Origin of the sequence: Hydrogenophaga sp. T2 (assembly GCF_049843535.1) — a bacterium.
Classification (GTDB): Bacteria; Pseudomonadota; Gammaproteobacteria; order Burkholderiales; family Burkholderiaceae_C; genus Hydrogenophaga; species Hydrogenophaga crocea.
This window is the reverse complement of sequence record NZ_JBBHZJ010000018.1, coordinates 1-1534: the sequence shown is the minus strand read 5'-3', so window position 1 is coordinate 1534 and position 1534 is coordinate 1. Positions and strand designations below refer to the sequence as shown.

1 protein-coding gene is annotated in these 1534 nt (G+C 72.8%); it reads left to right on the top strand.

Annotation, left to right across the window (positions count from 1 at the left end; translation table 11 throughout):
• The coding region (locus WDZ95_RS22210; protein ID WP_425781699.1) for an amino acid adenylation domain-containing protein at positions 1–1534 on the top strand (1534 nt) is incomplete at both ends.

The window sequence follows — 1534 nt, the reverse complement described above, 5'->3', positions numbered from 1 at the left end:
AGCTCAACGCCCAGGCCAACCGCCTCGCGCGCCAACTGCAGGCCCTGGGCGCAGGCCCGGGCGTCACCGTGGGCCTGCACCTGCAGCGCTCGCTCGAACTGCCCCTGGCCTACCTGGCCGTGCTCAAGAGCGGCGCGGCCTTCGTGCCGCTCGACCCCGAGCTGCCCGCCGCGCGCCTGGCGCAATTGCTGGCCGACACCGCTGCGCCCATCGTGCTCACGCAGTCGGCGCAACAGGTCGCGCTGCAGGCCGCGGTCGATGGCGCACAGCCGCAGTGGCTCGCGCTAGATGCCCCACCGCCCTCGCTGGCCGCGCACGACAGCACCAACCTGGCGCTGGACCTCGCCCCCGACGCCCTGGCCTACGTGCTCTACACCTCCGGCTCCACCGGCATGCCCAAGGGCGTGATGGTGCCGCACGCCGCCCTGAGCAACGTGCTGCAGTGGGCCGTGAAGGCCTGCGGGCTCGGTCCGGGCCAGCGCATGCTGCACAAAACCAGCATCGGCTTCGACCCCTCGCTGCTGGATCTCTTTGCCCCCTGGCTGTGCGGCGCCACCACCGTGGTCGCGCAACCCGGGGAACACGCGCTCTCCGACGCGCTGGTGAACACCCTGCGCGCGCAGCGCATCACGCACGTGATCCTCGTGCCTTCGCAATTGCGCGCCGTGCTCGAGCTGCCCGCGCTGGCCGACTGCACGGACCTGCGCTACGTGATCGCCGGCGGTGAAGCGCTGGACACGGCACTGGCCCGTGCGCTGCTGCAGCGCTTGCCCGGCGTCACCCTGGGCAACTTCTACGGCCCCACCGAAACCACCATCGTCTCGGTGCACCACGAGGTGGGCCGCGAGCCGGCCGATCCCATGCCCATCGGCCACCCGATCGCGGGCACGCACTGCCATGTGCTCGGCCCCGAGCGGCAACTGCTGCCCGCGGGCGCCGAGGGTGAGCTCTTCATTGGTGGCCGGGGCCTGGCCCTGGGCTACCTGAACCGCCCCGAGCTCACCGCCGAGCGCTTCGTGCCCGACCCGTTCAACCCGGGCCAGCGCCTGTACGCCACGGGCGACCGCGTGCGCTGGCTGCCCGACGGCCAGCTGCAGTACCTGGGCCGTACCGACGATCAGGTCAAGATCCGCGGCGTGCGCATCGAGCTCGGCGAGGTCGAGGCCGCGATCAACGCGCTGCCGCAGGTGCAACACGCCGTGGTCGCGGCGCACGAAGAACGCCCGGGCCAGCACCGGCTCGTGGCCTACGTGGTCGGCAAGGCGGGCTGGGAGCCCGGCGATCTGCGCGCCGCGCTGCGCGAGCAGTTGCCCGAAGCCATGTTGCCCACGGCCTGGGTCGCGCTCGAACGGGTGCCGCTGCTGCCCAGCGGCAAGCCCGACCGCAAGGCCCTGCCCGCGCCCGACGCCCAGGCCCTGGCCTTCGGCAGTGCAGCCTACGAAGCGCCGCAGGGTGCGCAGGAAGCACTGCTGGCGCAGGCCTGGCAGGCCGTGCTCGCCGTGCCGCGCGTGGGCCGCCACGACCACTTCTTCGA